We start from the raw sequence: 16,239 nt of genomic DNA on the forward strand, positions 1-16,239 counted from the left end.
TCCAACTCTTTGATTATCAAGGAGTTTTCCGTTTCGTCTGCGCCGGAAGTGGGGCGAATTATAGACAGATCCAGAGGAGCGTCAACCCCTAATTTAATGAAACTGTCATATCGGTCAAAAATAGCTGACGGGGTGGGCAACTTTGGGGACTTGCCCGCCCTGAGCTTTAAAGACTTGGGAACGCGAACTGCGAAGCTTCATGGCTGGCACGTTGCGGCCACCGCTGTGTAATGGCTTTGCGACGGGTATAGAAGCGAACACCATCCGGGCCGTAAGCGTGCAGGTCGCCAAACAGCGACCGCTTCCAGCCGCCAAAGCTGTGATAAGCCACAGGTACAGGCAGTGGAACGTTTACCCCAACCATACCCACCTCGATTTCGTCGCAGAACAGCCGGGCTGCCTCGCCATCGCGGGTGAAGATGCAGGTGCCATTGCCGTATTCATGATCGTTGATCAACTGCATTGCGTGCTCGAGGCTATCCACACGAACGATGCACAGCACCGGACCGAATATCTCTTCTTTATAGATACGCATCTCGGCCGTGACGTGGTCGAACAGGCATCCACCCAGGAAGAACCCCTCTTCGTGTCCGGGAACCGTGAGCCCACGACCGTCCACCACCAGCTTCGCCCCCGCACCTACACCGTCTTCTATATAGCTGCTGACTTTGTCACGATGCTGCCCGGTGACCAGAGGTCCCATATCGAGACCGCTGGAAGTCCCGGCGCCGATCTTCAATCCGTTGATTTGCGGCACCAGCCTCGCCACCAGCGCATCGGCGACCTGGTCACCCACGCACACCGCAACCGAAATCGCCATGCAGCGCTCGCCGCACGAACCATAGGCCGCCCCCATCAGGGCGCTTACGGCGTTATCCAGGTCCGCGTCGGGCATCAGCACTGCGTGATTCTTCGCGCCGCCCAATGCCTGTACCCGCTTACCCCGTGCGGTGGCTTCCTTATAGATGTACTCAGCGATCGGGGTTGAGCCGACGAAACTCAACGCTTTGACGTCAGGGGCTTCGATCAGCGCATCAACCGCTACCTTGTCGCCGTGCACGACATTAAGTACACCCTTCGGCAATCCGGCTTCATGGAGCAACTCTGCTATCAACAGCGTTGAGCTTGGATCGCGCTCGGAAGGTTTGAGTATGAAACAGTTGCCACAGGCGATGGCCAACGGATACATCCACAGCGGAACCATGGCGGGGAAGTTGAACGGGGTGATGCCCGCCACTACGCCGAGCGGCTGAAAGTCAGACCACGCATCGATGTTCGGTCCGACGTTGCGGCTGTACTCGCCCTTGAGAATTTCCGGCGCCGCACAGGCATATTCGACGTTTTCGATACCGCGCTTGAGTTCTCCCGCCGCATCTTCAAGGGTTTTGCCGTGCTCTTCGCTGATCAGCCGAGCAATACGTCCTTCGTTCTGTTCCAGCAACTGCTTGAAGCGGAACATGACCTGCGCGCGTTTGGCAGGCGGTGTACTGCGCCATGCGGGGAAAGCGGTCTTGGCAGAGTCAATCGCTTGTTGAACAGTTTCGCGACTGGCGAGGGGTACTTTACGAATCACTTGGCCGGTTGACGGATTGAACACATCGGCAGTGCGGCCATTTTCACTGACCAGCTCGCCATGAATCAGGTGCTGAATGTTGCTCATGCATAACTCCGGAAAACGTTAGCCCGCAGGCGCAGCCGGACTGCGCCTGTGAGCAAATAAAAGATGATCAGTCGATTTGATTGAGGGCCTGACCCACTGCATCAAACATGCGATCAAGGTCCTCGGCCTTGCTATTGAAGGTCGGTCCGAATTGCAGAGTGTCGCCGCCGAAGCGCACGTAGAAACCGGCCTTCCACAGCTTCATGGCCGTTTCAAAGGGACGCACGATGGCGTCGCCGTCGCGCGGCGCAATCTGAATGGCGCCGGCAAGACCGTAATTGCGAATATCGACGACATTCTTGCTGCCCTTCAACGCGTGCAAATAGCCTTCGAAATGGGGCGCGGTTTCGGCGACCTGCTGCACCAGGTTCTCGCGCTGAATGATTTCCAGCGCGGCAAGGCCGGCGGCGCAGGCAACGGGATGTGCTGAATAGGTGTAGCCGTGGGGAAACTCCACAGCGTACTCGGGCGTCGGCTGATTCATGAACGTCTGATAAATCTCGGTGCTGGCTATCACGGCCCCCATCGGGATCGCGCCGTTGGTGATTTGCTTAGCGATGCACATCAGGTCCGGCGTCACGCCGAAGCTGTCGGCGCCGAACATTGAGCCGGTACGGCCGAAGCCGGTGATGACCTCATCGAAGATCAGCAGAATATTGTGCTGATCACAGATTTCGCGAAGACGCTTGAGATACCCCTGCGGCGGAACAATCACGCCAGCAGAGCCTGCCATGGGCTCGACGATGACTGCTGCAATGTTCGAAGCGTCGTGCAATTCGATCAGCTTGAGCATCTCGTCGGCCAGCGCAATGCCGCCCTGCTCCGGCATGCCCCGTGAATAGGCGTTGCTGGCAAGCAAGGTATGAGGGAGATGATCGACGTCCATCAGTTGCCCGAACATCTTGCGGTTGCCGTTGACGCCACCCAGGCTGGTGCCCGCGATGTTGACGCCGTGATAACCACGGGCGCGGCCGATCATCTTGGTTTTGGTGGCCTGACCTTTCAAACGCCAGTAAGCCCGCACCATCTTGACCGCAGTGTCAGCACACTCCGATCCAGAGTCGGTATAGAAGACGTGATTCAGCTTGCCTGGGGTCAGATCGGTGATCTTTTCAGCCAACTGAAAGGAAAGCGGGTGTCCGAACTGGAACCCGGGCGAGTAGTCCAGCGTACCCAACTGCCGGGAAACCGCTTCCTGGATCTCCTTGCGCGTATGCCCCGCGCCACAGGTCCAAAGCCCCGACAGACCGTCATATATCTTGCGGCCCTTGTCGTCCGTGAGATAGCTGCCTTCCGCAGCGACGATCAGCCGTGGATCACGATGGAAGTTTCGGTTCGCCGTGTAAGGCATCCAGTGGGCGTCTAGTTTGAGCTGGCTCGCCAGAGACATGTCGGACGATTCGGGCATATTCATCGGAATTAACCTCACTGGGCTTGGGTGGCCTGATTTCCTGGCGAATGTACGAGCAGGAGCAGGGCCGGTTGCAGCTAAAGTGCCACGGGCATAAAGTCCGAAAAACCCTGCTTTTACGATCTTCAGTTGATTGGTTACTAAACTATGAGCACCCGCCGTAATGATCCTCTGGCGCAAGTCAGCGATTTTGATATCCGTCTGTTGCGCATTTTTCGCAGCGTCGTCGAGTCCGGGGGCTTTTCGGCAGCAGAAAGCGCGCTGGGTATTGGTCGCTCCGCCATCAGCCAGCAGATGAGCGATCTGGAGCAGCGCCTTGGACTGCGTCTTTGCCAACGGGGTCGTGCGGGGTTTTCGCTTACAGAGGAAGGTCGCGAGGTCTACCAGTCCTCGCTGCAATTATTGAGCGCCCTCGAGAGTTTTCGTACGGAAGTAAATGGTCTTCACCGACACCTGCGCGGCGAGCTGAACATAGGGCTGACGGACAATCTGGTCACCCTCCCCCACATGCGGATCACCCACGCGCTTTCCCAACTGAAAGAACGTGGCCCGGACGTGCACATCAATATCCGCATGATTGCCCCAAACGAAGTCGAGCAGGGCGTGCTCGACGGCAGCTTGCACGTCGGCGTCGTACCCCAGGCCAGCGCCTTGTCGGGACTGGAATATCAGCCGCTGTATAGCGAACGTTCCCTGCTGTACTGCGCCGTCGGCCATCCGTTGTTTTACGTCGAAGATGCGCAGCTGGATGACGATCGACTGTCCGCGCAGGAGACCATCGCGCCGACGTTTCGTCTGCCGAGTGAAATCCAGGCCCACTATCAGGCGCTGAAATGCACCGCGAGCGCTTCGGACCGGGAGGGTATGGCGTTTCTGATTCTGACGGGGCGTTACATCGGCTATCTGCCCGACCATTACGCCAGCCTCTGGGTGCAACAGGGTCGGCTGAGCGCGCTGAAACCCAAGACGCGGTTTTACGACGTGAGCCTTGTAACCGTCACGCGCAAAGGGCGCCGCCCCCATTTGGTGCTGGAAAGTTTTCTGGAGAGCCTGGCTGCCACACGATGAGGCCGGCCGAGTACGTCGGCACCTCACTAACACGCAGTCAAACGGCCGCCATATTCGTCCAGCCCCTTGATAAGCGGGCATGTACAGCGAATCGGTAAACAGGTATCTGATCAGTTGGACAGGTTTTTGCAGTAAGGCTGGATGTCGAAGCCCACACAAAAATCGAGAGCCAGCATGCAGCCTGAAGCGCCAGACAATAACGACCTCATCTACGGCCTCAATGACCGGCCGCGCCCCGGACCCGCGGTCCTGGCTGCAATCCAGCATGTCCTCGCCGCATTCGTCGGCATTATCACGCCGCCACTGATTATCGGATCGGCGCTCGGGCTCGGCGCGTACATGCCTTATTTGATCAGCATGGCGTTGATGGTGTCGGGGGTAGGTACGTTCATTCAGGCGCGACGACCGTTCGGTATCGGCGCCGGCATGATTTGCCTGCAAGGCACAAGTTTCGCGTTTCTCGGGGCAGTGCTGTCGGCAGGCTTCATGGTCAAGCAGCGCGGTGGCAGCCCGGAGGACATCATGGCCATGGTGTTCGGTGTGTGTTTCTTCGGCGCCGTCGTGCAGATTGTGCTCAGCCGTTTCATCGGCCAGTTGCGTCGAGTGATCACGCCACTGGTAACCGGCATCGTCATCACGCTGATCGGCGTCAGCTTGATCAAGGTGGGGGTGACGGATCTAGGTGGCGGCTTCAACGCCCCGGACTTCGGCGAGCCGGTCAATCTGGCCCTCGGCGTATTCGTGTTGGCAGTGATCATTGTGCTCAACCGTTCGAGCGCGCCCTGGTTGCGCCTCTCGGCCATCATCATCGGGCTCGCGGTCGGCAGCATCGCAGCGTGGTTCAGTGGAAAACTCGTACCTCACTCCATCGCCGACGTTGCGCTGGTCAGCATCCCTGTGCCCTTCCGGTTCGGATTCAGTTTCGACTGGGCCGCTTTCCTACCAGTCGCGCTGATTTATCTGATCAGCAGCATCGAAACCGTCGGCGACCTTACCGCCAACTGCATGCTCTCCCGCGAACCCATCAAAGGCCCTAGCTATATTGCCCGGCTGAAGGGCGGTGTGTTGGGCGACGGCGTCAGTTGCATGATCGCGGCGACGTTCAGCGCATTCCCGAACACCACATTCGCGCAGAATAACGGTGTGATTCAGCTCACTGGCGTGGCCAGCCGTTATGTCGGTCTCTACATCGGAGCAATCCTGTTTCTGCTCGGACTGTTCCCGGTGATCGGTGCGATTCTTCAGCAGATTCCGAAACCTGTGCTTGGCGGTGCGACATTGGTGATGTTCGGCAGCGTGGCGGCGGCGGGGGTGCGGATTCTTGCCCAAGCGCCGCTGGACCGCCGCAGCATGTTGATCATCGCTACCTCTTTCGGAGTAGGGCTGGGTATCGCGGCGCAACCGACGCTGCTGCATCATTTGCCTCAATTGGTACAGAGCCTGTTTGACTCGGCAATCACCAGCGGCGGACTGACGGCCATCGTAATGTGCCTGCTACTCCCGGAAGGCAAGCAAACAAGCGAGACGAACGAAGCCAAAGAACAGACAACGGAATCATTTGAGCACTGATTTACGAGGGCAACGCTTGTCGGATCCTCGCGGGTGCGCTATCTGTTCACCGCGTCGCACCCAATGATCCGTCTGGAACCGCACATGACCCTCGAAGTCCCCGCTCACAGCCCCAGCGCCACCAAACCGGCCAGCCGTATTCGTCAGAAAAACGAAGAAGCGATCTTGAAGGCGGCCGAAGACGAGTTCGCTCGCCATGGCTTCAAAGGCACCAGCATGAACACGATCGCGCAGAATGCCGGGCTGCCTAAAGCCAACTTGCACTATTACTTCACCAACAAGCTGGGTCTGTACATCGCGGTGCTGAGCAACATTATCGAGTTGTGGGACAGCACGTTTAACAACCTGAGCGCAGAGGACGACCCGGCACAGGCGCTGACGCACTACATCCGCGCGAAGATGGAATTCTCGCGGCGCCAGCCACAAGCCTCGCGCATCTTTGCCATGGAGATCATCAGTGGCGGCGAATGCCTGAACCAGTACTTCAGTCAGGACTATCGCGAATGGTTTCAGGGGCGTGCCGCGGTCTTCCAGGCCTGGATCGATGCAGGAAAGATGGACCCGGTCGATCCGGTGCATCTTATCTTTCTGCTGTGGGGCAGCACTCAGCATTACGCTGATTTCGCCACGCAAATCTGCCAAGTGACCGGCCGTTCGCGGCTGACCAAGCAAGACATGGAAGTCGCTGGGGATAACCTGGTCCGGATCATTCTCAAAGGGTGCGGACTCACCCCCACGTTATAACTCCCTGAAAGCCAAACGCAGTCTGGAACTTCAATGCCTTCTACGCTCACCGGCCCCTGCGAGTTTCGAGAAGAAATTCGCAAGAGCCGCTTTATAACTCTCGCAGCGCCCATCGACACGCCTGCCGATGCTCAAGCGTTTATCGAGCAACACAGTGATCTCGACGCCACGCACAATTGCTGGGCCTGGAAGCTGGGCGCGCAGTACCGCAGCAACGACGACGGCGAACCAGGCGGCACCGCCGGACGACCGATACTCGCGGCCATTGATGCCCAGGATTTTGATCGGGTCGTCGTGCTGGTCATTCGCTGGTATGGCGGGATTCAACTGGGCACCGGCGGGCTGGCGAGGGCCTATGGCGGAGGCGCCAACAAATGCCTGCAGCAGGCCGATCGAGTGCCGTTGATCAATCGCGTGTCGCTGCAATTCGACTGCAGCTTCAGCGAGCTCGTGCTGATAAAGCTGCGAGTGGCCGAGCTAAACGGTCTTGTGGAGGAAGAGCGCTTCAACGCCAACGGTGTCACGCTCTCGATTGCCCTGGCTCCCGAGCAGATTGAAACCCTTCAGCGCCAGCTGTCCGACATCAGTCGCGGACGAATCGTGTTGCAGCCGCCGCAGTAATCAACCCACGGACATATCGACGCCTTCCCCGCTAAAGCCGGTCCTGCGAGGAAAGGCGACGGCAGTAACCGGCAGTGGCGTTTGCCCACATCTACTGTGCATCCGCCTGTGGACAAGCTGAGCATACCCCGTCGCAGGCCTTGATCCATATGGCTTTGCGAAGGTTGATCACTTTTTAGCCAAAACGCTGTGCTGTGGGTAAATCCAGCGATAAAACAGGACGTTAGCGCCATTTATGCCAACGTGGCACTCCTTTCGAGCGGCTTCCATTGCCAATCCACAACTACCCACATTAGCTGTGGAGCAATCTGTGGATAACCCGTGCAAGCCTTCGCGGGCTGCTGAGTCCACGGAGTGTTGGGTGAGCTGGATGTTTTTTATACAGACACACATCGTGGCAGGATTGAGCGTGCGCCATCCTATTCGCCTGACATTCATATCGGAAACGTCCCCTCACATATGTCGTCAGCCTCTGTCATCCTCTGCCGCTAACTTATGCGCCTCGCGGCAACACAGCGCTTCGAGAAACAAAATTCTCGACACGTGGCGATGTCCACCCATTGAGTGAAATTTTTCGTTTGTCTGTACAGGAGTCATTTCAATGTCCACCCCTAAAACAGCCCTGATCATCGGAGCTTCGCGCGGCCTTGGCCTTGGACTGGTGAAACGTCTCGCGGAACTCGGCTGGGAAGTCACCGCCACTGTCCGCGATGCCCAGAAGGCCGACGAGCTGAAAGCACTGCCGAATGTCCAGTTGCAGACACTGGACATCGATGAGCAATCGTCCCTCGAAGTGCTCACCCACAACCTCAAGGGCCAGATGTATGACCTGTTGTTCGTCAACGCCGGCGTGATGGGCCCGATGCATCCCAACCCCACCGACGCCACCGCTGGCGAACTGGGTCAGCTGTTTCTCACCAATGCCGTCGCGCCGATCCGCCTGGCCAAACGCTTCGTCGACCAGATCCGTTCCGAGACTGGCGTGATCGCGTTCATGAGCTCGGTGCTCGGCAGCGTCACCATGCCGGACGCGCCGGAGATGGCGTTGTACAAAGCCAGCAAAGCCGCGCTGAACTCAATGACCAATACTTTCGTGACGCAGCTGGGCGAAAACAAACCCACCGTGCTGTCGATGCATCCGGGTTGGGTCCGTACGGCGATGGGCGGTGAAGGCGCTGACATCGACGTCGAAACCAGCGTGCGCGGGATTGTCGAGCAGCTTGAGCGATTTGCAGGGAAAGGTGGTCACCACTTTGTGAACTACAAGGGTGAGACGATTCCCTGGTGATCGCGATGCAAGTCGCGGCAGTATGAGCTGTCGTGACTTGCCCACACCCGCCGCAACACTCTAGAATCCGCCCTCGCCTCGCAGCGCACTCGATGCTGCGGCGACCCTGGATCAGCAGACAGGGCAACACTGAGCTGGCGACCTGAACCCACTTTCAGAGGAGCCGGCCAATGCCCGCGATCCGTACCTGGTTGAAAAATCCCCTTGCCGTTTTCACGGCCAATGATCTCGATGCTCGCGGCGGCCTGGTGGTCGAAGGCGGGGTTATCGTTGAGATGCTCCCGCTGGGGCAACGGCCTGCGCAGAACTGCGATCACGTATTCGATGCACGCGAGCATGTCCTGCTCCCCGGCCTGATCAACACGCACCACCACTTCTATCAAACCCTGACCCGCGCCTGGGGCCCGGTGGTCAATCAGCCGTTGTTCCCCTGGCTGAAAACCCTGTACCCGGTGTGGGCGCGGCTAACGCCGGAAAAACTCGCACTGGCCAGTAAGGTCGCCCTGACCGAGTTGCTGCTGTCGGGCTGCACCACCGCCGCCGACCATCATTATTTGTTCCCGCAGGGTCTGGAAGACGCCATCGATGTGCAGGTGGAAAGTGTTCGCGAGCTGGGCATGCGCGCAATGCTGACGCGGGGTTCGATGACCCTGGGCGAGGCAGACGGCGGCCTGCCACCCCAGCAAACCGTCCAGCAGGGCCAGGTGATTCTCGATGACAGCGTGCGGCTGATCGAGACCTATCATGAGCGGGGTGACGGCGCCCAGATTCAGATCGCGCTGGCGCCGTGCTCGCCGTTTTCGGTGACGACCGAGATCATGGCCGAAAGCGCGGCCCTTGCCGAAAAACACGACGTGCGTCTGCACACGCATCTGGCTGAGACTCTCGACGAAGAGGACTTCTGCCTGCAGCGCTTCGGCCTGCGCACGGTGGATTATCTGGACAGCGTCGGCTGGCTCGGCCCTCGTACCTGGCTGGCCCACGGCATTCATTTCAACAGCGAAGAGATCACGCGCCTCGGCCGGGCGGGCGCCGGAGTCTGTCATTGTCCGAGTTCGAACATGCGCCTCGCGTCAGGCATCTGCCCCACGCTGGACCTGCTTGCCGCAGGCGCGCCGATCGGTCTGGGGGTCGACGGTTCTGCGTCAAATGACGCCTCGAACATGATGCTTGAAGCCAAGCAGGCGTTGTACCTGCAGCGGTTGCGCTACGGGGCGGAAAAAATCACGCCGGAGCTGGCGTTAGGCTGGGCGACCAAGGGCTCGGCGCAATTGCTGGGCCGGCATGACATCGGCGAGTTGGCCGTGGGTAAACAGGCTGATCTGGCGCTGTTCAAGCTGGACGAGTTGCGCTTCTCCGGCAGTCACGATCCGATTTCAGCGTTGCTGCTGTGCGGCGCTGATCGCGCAGATCAGGTGATGATCGGCGGCAAATGGCGGGTGATTGACGGTCAGGTCGAAGGGCTCGATCTGAAGGGGCTGATTGCAGATCATCGCCAAGCGGCTGCGGAATTGATCAGGGGCTGATGGGCCATTACAGCAGTGGGGAAGTAAAACTGCCGACTCCCCCGCTGCCGGGTTAAAGCGAACCCAGGTTATAGCCCCATCAGAGAAAGCATGATGAAGGTGGCAAACAGCACGAAATGCGTCATGCCTTCGATGGCGTTGGTCTCGCCGTCGTTGAGGTTGATGGCGCAGACCAGCAGGGTGACGAAAATCATCACGGTCTGCACTGGCGTCATCGCCATCTGGAACGCCTGGCCGCTGTAAAGCGCCATGCCTTCCATGACTGGCACGGTCAGGATCACCGTCGACAACGAGGCACCGAGGGCGATGTTGACCACCGACTGCATGCGGTTGGCCAGCGCGGCTCGCAGTGCGGTCAGGATCTCCGGCGCTGCCGAAATGGCCGCCACCAGAATCGCCGTCATGACAGGCGGCGCGCCGCTGCCTTCAAGACCCAGATCAACGGTTTTCGACATGACCTCGGCCAACGCGCCAATAACCACCACACCGAAGACCAGCGTCGCGATCGAGCGCGTCAGGTTGACTGGCTCGTGCGTTTCCTCGGCCTCACCCTTGCGGCGCTTCTTGTCCGGGTAGCTGTAGCTGAAGAAGTAGCTGTGCGGCCCGACCTGCATACGCAGGAACAGTGCATAAAGCAGAATCATCGCGCCGATGGTGAAAGCCGAATACAGCTTCCACTTCCCTTCCGGAATGAATTCAGGCACCACCATCGACACCGCCATGGCAGTCAGAATCATCACGCTGTAAGACCGCGCGGAGTCATCGTTGTAGGACTGTTCACCGTGCTTGAGGCCGCCCATCAATGCGGCGAGACCCAGAATCCCGTTGATGTCGAGCATCACAGCCGAGTAGATGGTGTCCCGTACCAGCGTGGGTGAAGGTTCGTTGCTCATCATGATCGCCAGAATCACGACCTCGACCAGCACCGCTGACAGCGTCAGAATCATCGTGCCGTAGGGATCACCGACCTTCTCCGCCAACAGTTCGGCGTGGTGAGCCACCCGCAGAGAGGCGCAGATGATGAAGCCCACCAGGGCGATACCCGCTATCAGCGCGACGGTGTTTCCGTTGCTGAGCAATTGGTGTTCGTAGAAGTACGCGAAAAAGGTCGCAATGACCGCCAGTAGTAGAAACTTTTCCTGCTTGAGAATCGTGCCCATCGCTGCCTTTTAGCCCCTTGCGACCCTGGCCGCACATCCATGAAGTGAAATTTACTGAAGCGCTTGAGAGTATCGATGTAAACAAAGGTTTCAAGACAGGGTAGCAGCGGGTCGCGACACATCGTCGCGCCACCGCGACAAATTGCCATTTACCGGTCTGTGTTCCGGATATTCAGACGCCGAAAACGCCTGCCACTGCTGGGCCTCGCTGCCAGGACCGGTGGCAATGCAAGCCAAAGCAGCGTGTGAACCGTCCGGTCAGGTTTTATTCAGCCCGCGCGCCTGACTCTGTAGAATGCCCGCCATTGCACCTTACGAGACAAAGCCCATGTACGACTGGTTGAACGCCCTGCCCAAGGCAGAACTGCACCTGCATCTGGAGGGCTCGCTAGAGCCGGAACTGTTGTTCGCTCTGGCTGAGCGCAACAAGATCGCCCTGCCCTGGGCGGACGTCGAAACCCTGCGCAAGGCCTACGCGTTCAATAATCTGCAGGAGTTTCTCGACCTGTATTACCGCGGCGCCGACGTGCTGCGTACCGAGCAGGACTTTTACGACCTGACCTGGGCTTACCTGGAGCGCTGCAAGGCGCAGAACGTCATTCACACCGAACCGTTCTTCGATCCTCAGACCCACACCGACCGCGGCATACCCTTTGAAGTTGTGCTAAACGGCATCGCAGGCGCCTTGAAAGACGGCAAGGAAAAACTCGGCATCGGCAGTGGCCTGATCCTGAGCTTCCTGCGCCATTTGAGCGAAGACGAAGCGCAGAAGACCCTCGACATGGCCCTGCCCTACCGCGACACCTTCGTCGCCGTCGGCCTGGACAGCTCGGAAATGGGCCATCCGCCGAGCAAGTTCAAGCGCGTCTTCGACCGTGCTCGCGGTGAGGGCTTCCTGACCGTTGCCCACGCAGGTGAAGAAGGTCCGCCGGAGTACATCTGGGAAGCACTGGATTTGCTGAAGATCCAGCGTATCGATCACGGCGTGCGCGCCATCGAGGACGAGCGCCTGATGCAGCGCATCATCGATGAGCAAATCCCGCTAACGGTCTGCCCGCTGTCCAACACCAAGCTCTGCGTTTTCGAGCACATGGGTCAGCACAACATTCTCGACATGCTTGAGCGCGGCGTGAAAGTGACCGTCAACTCCGATGACCCGGCGTACTTCGGTGGCTACGTGACCGAGAACTTCCACGCGCTGCACACCCATCTGGGCATGACCCAGGATCAGGCCAGACGTCTGGCGCAAAACAGCCTCGATGCCCGTCTGATCAAGCCCTGATCAAACACGCCCCTTCATCAGCAACCGCGTGTGGATGCTCTGCTCCACACGCCCAGCCCCCTCTGGGAGCATCACGCCGCCGAGGCGATTTTGCTGATTTCTCGCTGACCATTGGATGAGACCTGCAACGTGGAGGCCTCCTCGGTCGTCCGCAGCCAACCCAGCTGCATAAACAACTGCAAAAGCCCGGCCCCCAATGCGCCACCGAGGTGTGGGCTGCTTTCATGACAGTCAACACAGGCGCACACGGCTTCGCGTCGTCTGTGGGCCAGCGCGGGAATGAAAATCCCCCGTTCGGCAAAGCGCGAGATGCCGACGCTGGTGACTTCCAGCCGGTGTTCGGATTGTTCGATCCAGCCCGCGCCCAGCATCCTCAAATACAGCTCCGCACCCATTTCGCCGCCAAGATGATCCGCGCAGACACTGGCGCGGCACAACGGAAGGGGCGGCAACGGTTGCGCCATGCTGCGGCTGATCAGATCCGCGCTGACCATGGACGCACTGACCAGCGCCTGGACCGCAGTCCGGACTTCCGGAGCGGCCAGCCTGAAATACCGTTTGCGGGCGCGGACTTCATGGCGCAGCAATCCGCCAGCGGCAAGGCGCGCCAGGTGTGCACCGGCAGAAGAAGTGGAAAGACCCACTAGCGAGGCTACCTCATTGGCCGCCCGCGATGTTCCGTCCATCAGTGCCCACACGATCGCGCTGCGTTTAGGGTCGGCGAGCAATGCAGCGATCTGGCTGATGCAAGGTACATATTCCATGTCTTCACTCCCTGTTGAACATTATCTAAGCGGCCCGGCACCGGTGCGCAGGTCGAAGCGTTGGCTTGGCCTGGTGTGGCTTGGCGCGTAATCACGGGCGTAATCAATTGAAAGCGCCGGGCCATTGCTGTGGTGAACCATCATCGGTGTTTACGGCGAAAGCAGACATTGATTTAAATCACGTCATACAAACTCTGATTACTGGAACTTGCAGGTCATACAGATAGTTTCGCCCGAGCAATACAGATAGATGACAAGAATTAAATCGGATCCATGACGGCGCTTAGTATAAGACCTGCGGCCGATCGGCGGATCAACTTGTCCATTGCTTAGCCCTTTGTTTGTGGGCCGTATTGGCAAATGTTCAGCACAATCCGGCAGACCCCATGCTACGCAGACTCAGCCGGATAGCCGTAGCCCCTTGAAGGACGGGCATTTGCGCGGACAGTAGCCGTTCGTGAATTCGGCGCCAGGGCGATTGCCTACACTGAAAACTCCTGAGGACTTCAAGAAAATAAGCTGCTCAAGGGACGTGCCAGAAGTGAAGTTCTCTCGATCCAGCACGAGACCAAGTTAAGAGTTTTTAACCGCTGTAAGAAGTTTCCAATTCCGAAGTAGTAAACGGCTGTATATAACACGCTCTTTTCAACAGGCTGAACATGCTTGTACAGGTACGCCTTAAACCCGGTGAATATCGGCAACGCGTTAACGTTGCCGACGTCGATTAGATCCGCACATCCGCGTGGGGAGTCAGCGCATCTCGCTTCTGCTGCGCCCGGCGTGTAACAACCGAAAGCGTCACAGCCAGAACGCCGCACAGCGTAATAACGGTCGCCATTGGCACGGCCGTTCCGTCATGCAGTACGCCCACCAGCGCTGCCGCGCCCGCAGCGACACTGAACTGCAAGCACCCCAACAAGGCCGACGCGCTGCCCGCACGTTTGCCCTGCCCACTCATCGCGCACGCCGAAGCGTTGGGAATGATGCAGCCGAGGCTGGCGATATAGATGAACAGCGGAATCAGCAGCGGCCACAGCTTTTCGGTGTGCAGGGAGGCGATGGTCAGCAGCACAAGCGCGGCAGCGAGATAGATCCAGACAGTCCGCGACAGCAACCATGCCGGACCATAGCGCCCGACGAGTCGAGCGTTCACCTGGGCGATGAGGATGAAGCCGGCAGCGTTGATGCCGAACAACCAACCGTAGTGTTCCGCCGGGACGCCGTAGAGCTTGATGAAAACGAAGGGAGAACCTGCGATGTAGGAAAACATCCCGGCCATCGCGATGCCGCCAGTGAGCGCGTGGCCCAGAAAGATCCGGTCGCCCAGCAGGTTCCAGTACGACCCGAGCGCGCCCGAGAGGGGCAGTCGCGGATGGCCGGCCGGCATGCTTTCCGGCAAGCCCCTGAAAACCGCCACTGCAGTGAGTGCGCTGAACACCGTCAAGGTCAGGAAGATGGCCTGCCAACCCACGACGTTGACCAACAGCCCGCCGAGCATCGGGGCCAGAATCGGCGCCAGGCCCATGACCAGCATCAATTGCGAGAACACCTTGGCCGAGTCAACCGGTGAGCATTTGTCGCTGACGATCGCCCGCGACAGCACCATACCGGCACATCCCCCCAACGCCTGTACAAAGCGGGCAGCAATCAGCCATTCAAGAGAAGGCGCCAGGGCGCACGCCAGCGATGCGAGGGTGAACAAGCCGACGCCAAACAACAGCGGGATCCGACGGCCGAAGCGATCGGCAATCGGGCCGTAGGCGAGCTGGCCGATGCTCAGGCCGAGGAAATAAGAGGCCAGGGTCAGCTGAACGTGTTTCTCGTCCGTGCCGAATGCCAAAGCGATAGCCGGGAAACCTGGCAGGTAAAAGTCGATGGCCAACGGGCCAAAGGCGCTGAGTGCGCCGAGGATCAGAATCGTTCTGAGGTTCATCAATCTTCCTAAACGGTTTTGCGCAGCGCGACAGTTTAACAACCTTGAATCAGCGCGGCCCGCTCACAGATAAATTACCGGAAGTTTTTTCAATACGTCGTCGCGGGGTGAAAAAGGGGGAACTTATTACACGTGACCGAGCATCGGTTAATGGATTTCCTACAGCGTTTTTACCAATAACTCACAGAAGCGCTTCTAAACTTTTCTCAAGCAGTGAGGAAATCAAAATGAATGCGCGATGGGTTGTGCTGTGGTGCGTTGTCGTTGTCGCCGGATGTCAGTCTACCCACGACCAGCTATTGGCCGAAGGTTACCCACCGGCATTCGCTGACGGTTTTCAGGATGGGTGCGGAAGCGGGCGGCAGTCCATCGACGTGATCAAAGGGCAATTCAAAAAGGACGTGCCTCGCTATCTGCGTGACACCTTGTACGCGCAAGGCTGGTCAGACGGGTTTCGTCAGTGCCAGGCCCAACTTGCCAACAGCAATGTTCAGGATCAGGGCCGCGACAGCATCTGGAATGACCGCGACCGCGACTGGGACCATCAAAGGACCCAGGACGCCGCCAAAGCCTACCGCTCTCATTGAACGCCAGTTGCGTCTGCATAACGGGTGAAACTATCGGGCACCCACCATGGCCCAATGTGACTAAGCCATGAACAGGAGCCCCGCCATGAGTCGCGCCTTCGTCAACGAAGACAACGCCGCCGCGCAAATCGACCCGCCGGTTGAACGGCAGATCAGCGTCCAGACCAATTACGTCACCCAGCGCGGCCTCCATCAATTGCATGATCAGGTTGAGCAACTGCAAGCGCAATACAGCGAACAGAACGCCCGGGGTGATGAGGCAGACAAGCAGCGCATGGCCGAAATCGAGCGCGACCTGCGTTATTTCAACCAGCGCCTGCAGAGCGCCCAAGTGGTCAGCAGCGCGTCAGATGACAAGGTTCAGATTGGCAGCTGGGTAACTTTTGCCGACGAGGACAATGTCGAACAACGCGTGCAGTTGGTCGGCGAGGATCAGGCCGATGCGGGCAGTCAATTGATCAACTGGGCGTCGCCGCTGGGCAAGGCATTGCTGGGCGCCAAGGTCGGAGACGAAGTCACCTGGCAGCGGCCGGTCGGCGATGCAGTCATTGAGGTCATACGCATTGAGGCCGGGGACTGACTTACTCGACTGACAATCGGCCAGACACAAAAAACGGAGCCCGAAG

General features: G+C 58.8%; 14 protein-coding genes. 9 read left to right on the plus strand and 5 right to left on the minus strand.

Features of this window, described 5'->3' with window-relative positions; genetic code table 11:
• Positions 1-166: 166 nt before the first annotated feature.
• Both AC07VF_RS15755 and aptA read right to left on the minus strand, forming a co-directional pair.
• On the minus strand, positions 167-1,660 hold the full coding sequence (locus AC07VF_RS15755; RefSeq protein WP_495009281.1) for a CoA-acylating methylmalonate-semialdehyde dehydrogenase: 1,494 nt from the start codon (positions 1,658-1,660) through the stop codon (positions 167-169).
• 67 nt (positions 1,661-1,727) lie between these two features.
• Positions 1,728-3,074 carry an omega-aminotransferase AptA gene (gene aptA, locus AC07VF_RS15760; RefSeq protein WP_282369652.1) on the minus strand — a complete coding sequence of 449 codons (1,347 nt, stop codon included), beginning with the start codon at positions 3,072-3,074 and terminating at the stop codon, positions 1,728-1,730.
• A 144-nt stretch (positions 3,075-3,218) separates the two neighbouring features.
• On the opposite strand from aptA, the gene AC07VF_RS15765 reads away from it, so the two are divergent.
• The 6 genes from AC07VF_RS15765 to AC07VF_RS15790 all read left to right on the plus strand — a co-directional run bounded on the left by AC07VF_RS15765 (position 3,219) and on the right by AC07VF_RS15790 (position 9,887).
• Positions 3,219-4,139 carry a LysR family transcriptional regulator gene (locus AC07VF_RS15765; protein WP_495009280.1) on the plus strand — a complete coding sequence of 307 codons (921 nt, stop codon included), beginning with the start codon at positions 3,219-3,221 and terminating at the stop codon, positions 4,137-4,139.
• Between the two features lie 174 nt (positions 4,140-4,313).
• Complete coding sequence (locus AC07VF_RS15770) at positions 4,314-5,708, plus strand: uracil-xanthine permease family protein (RefSeq protein ID WP_346627977.1); 1,395 nt, start codon at positions 4,314-4,316, stop codon at positions 5,706-5,708.
• An 84-nt stretch (positions 5,709-5,792) separates the two neighbouring features.
• Positions 5,793-6,452, plus strand: a complete 660-nt coding sequence (locus tag AC07VF_RS15775) for a TetR/AcrR family transcriptional regulator (protein ID WP_192173240.1) — start codon at positions 5,793-5,795, stop codon at positions 6,450-6,452.
• Between the two features lie 33 nt (positions 6,453-6,485).
• Positions 6,486-7,073 carry an IMPACT family protein gene (locus tag AC07VF_RS15780; protein WP_192173241.1) on the plus strand — a complete coding sequence of 196 codons (588 nt, stop codon included), beginning with the start codon at positions 6,486-6,488 and terminating at the stop codon, positions 7,071-7,073.
• A gap of 601 nt (positions 7,074-7,674) precedes the next feature.
• Positions 7,675-8,361, plus strand: coding sequence for an SDR family oxidoreductase (locus AC07VF_RS15785; RefSeq protein WP_495009279.1), 687 nt, complete (start codon positions 7,675-7,677; stop codon positions 8,359-8,361).
• A 170-nt stretch (positions 8,362-8,531) separates the two neighbouring features.
• A complete protein-coding gene (locus AC07VF_RS15790) occupies positions 8,532-9,887 on the plus strand; it encodes an 8-oxoguanine deaminase (RefSeq protein WP_423573262.1) in 1,356 nt (451 codons plus the stop codon).
• Between the two features lie 68 nt (positions 9,888-9,955).
• Here the strand turns inward: AC07VF_RS15790 and AC07VF_RS15795 are convergent, their stop codons facing one another.
• Positions 9,956-11,047, minus strand: a complete 1,092-nt coding sequence (locus AC07VF_RS15795) for a calcium:cation antiporter (RefSeq protein WP_192173244.1) — start codon at positions 11,045-11,047, stop codon at positions 9,956-9,958.
• Between the two features lie 328 nt (positions 11,048-11,375).
• On the opposite strand from AC07VF_RS15795, the gene AC07VF_RS15800 reads away from it, so the two are divergent.
• Entirely contained in the window at positions 11,376-12,329 is a 954-nt protein-coding gene (locus AC07VF_RS15800) for an adenosine deaminase (RefSeq protein ID WP_192173245.1), read from the plus strand.
• Between the two features lie 71 nt (positions 12,330-12,400).
• On the opposite strand, the gene AC07VF_RS15805 is transcribed toward AC07VF_RS15800, so the two are convergent.
• Both AC07VF_RS15805 and AC07VF_RS15810 read right to left on the minus strand, forming a co-directional pair.
• On the minus strand, positions 12,401-13,093 hold the full coding sequence (locus AC07VF_RS15805) for an ArsR/SmtB family transcription factor (protein WP_192173246.1): 693 nt from the start codon (positions 13,091-13,093) through the stop codon (positions 12,401-12,403).
• A 724-nt stretch (positions 13,094-13,817) separates the two neighbouring features.
• Complete coding sequence (locus tag AC07VF_RS15810; RefSeq protein ID WP_282369668.1) at positions 13,818-15,026, minus strand: Bcr/CflA family multidrug efflux MFS transporter; 1,209 nt, start codon at positions 15,024-15,026, stop codon at positions 13,818-13,820.
• 227 nt (positions 15,027-15,253) lie between these two features.
• Between AC07VF_RS15810 and AC07VF_RS15815 the strand changes: the two genes are divergently transcribed.
• Complete coding sequence (locus AC07VF_RS15815) at positions 15,254-15,613, plus strand: hypothetical protein (protein WP_282369669.1); 360 nt, start codon at positions 15,254-15,256, stop codon at positions 15,611-15,613.
• Between the two features lie 85 nt (positions 15,614-15,698).
• Entirely contained in the window at positions 15,699-16,193 is a 495-nt protein-coding gene (locus AC07VF_RS15820; RefSeq protein WP_495009278.1) for a GreA/GreB family elongation factor, read from the plus strand.
• Positions 16,194-16,239 lie beyond the last annotated feature (46 nt).

This window comes from Pseudomonas sp. GW821-FHT02H06, assembly GCF_059421525.1.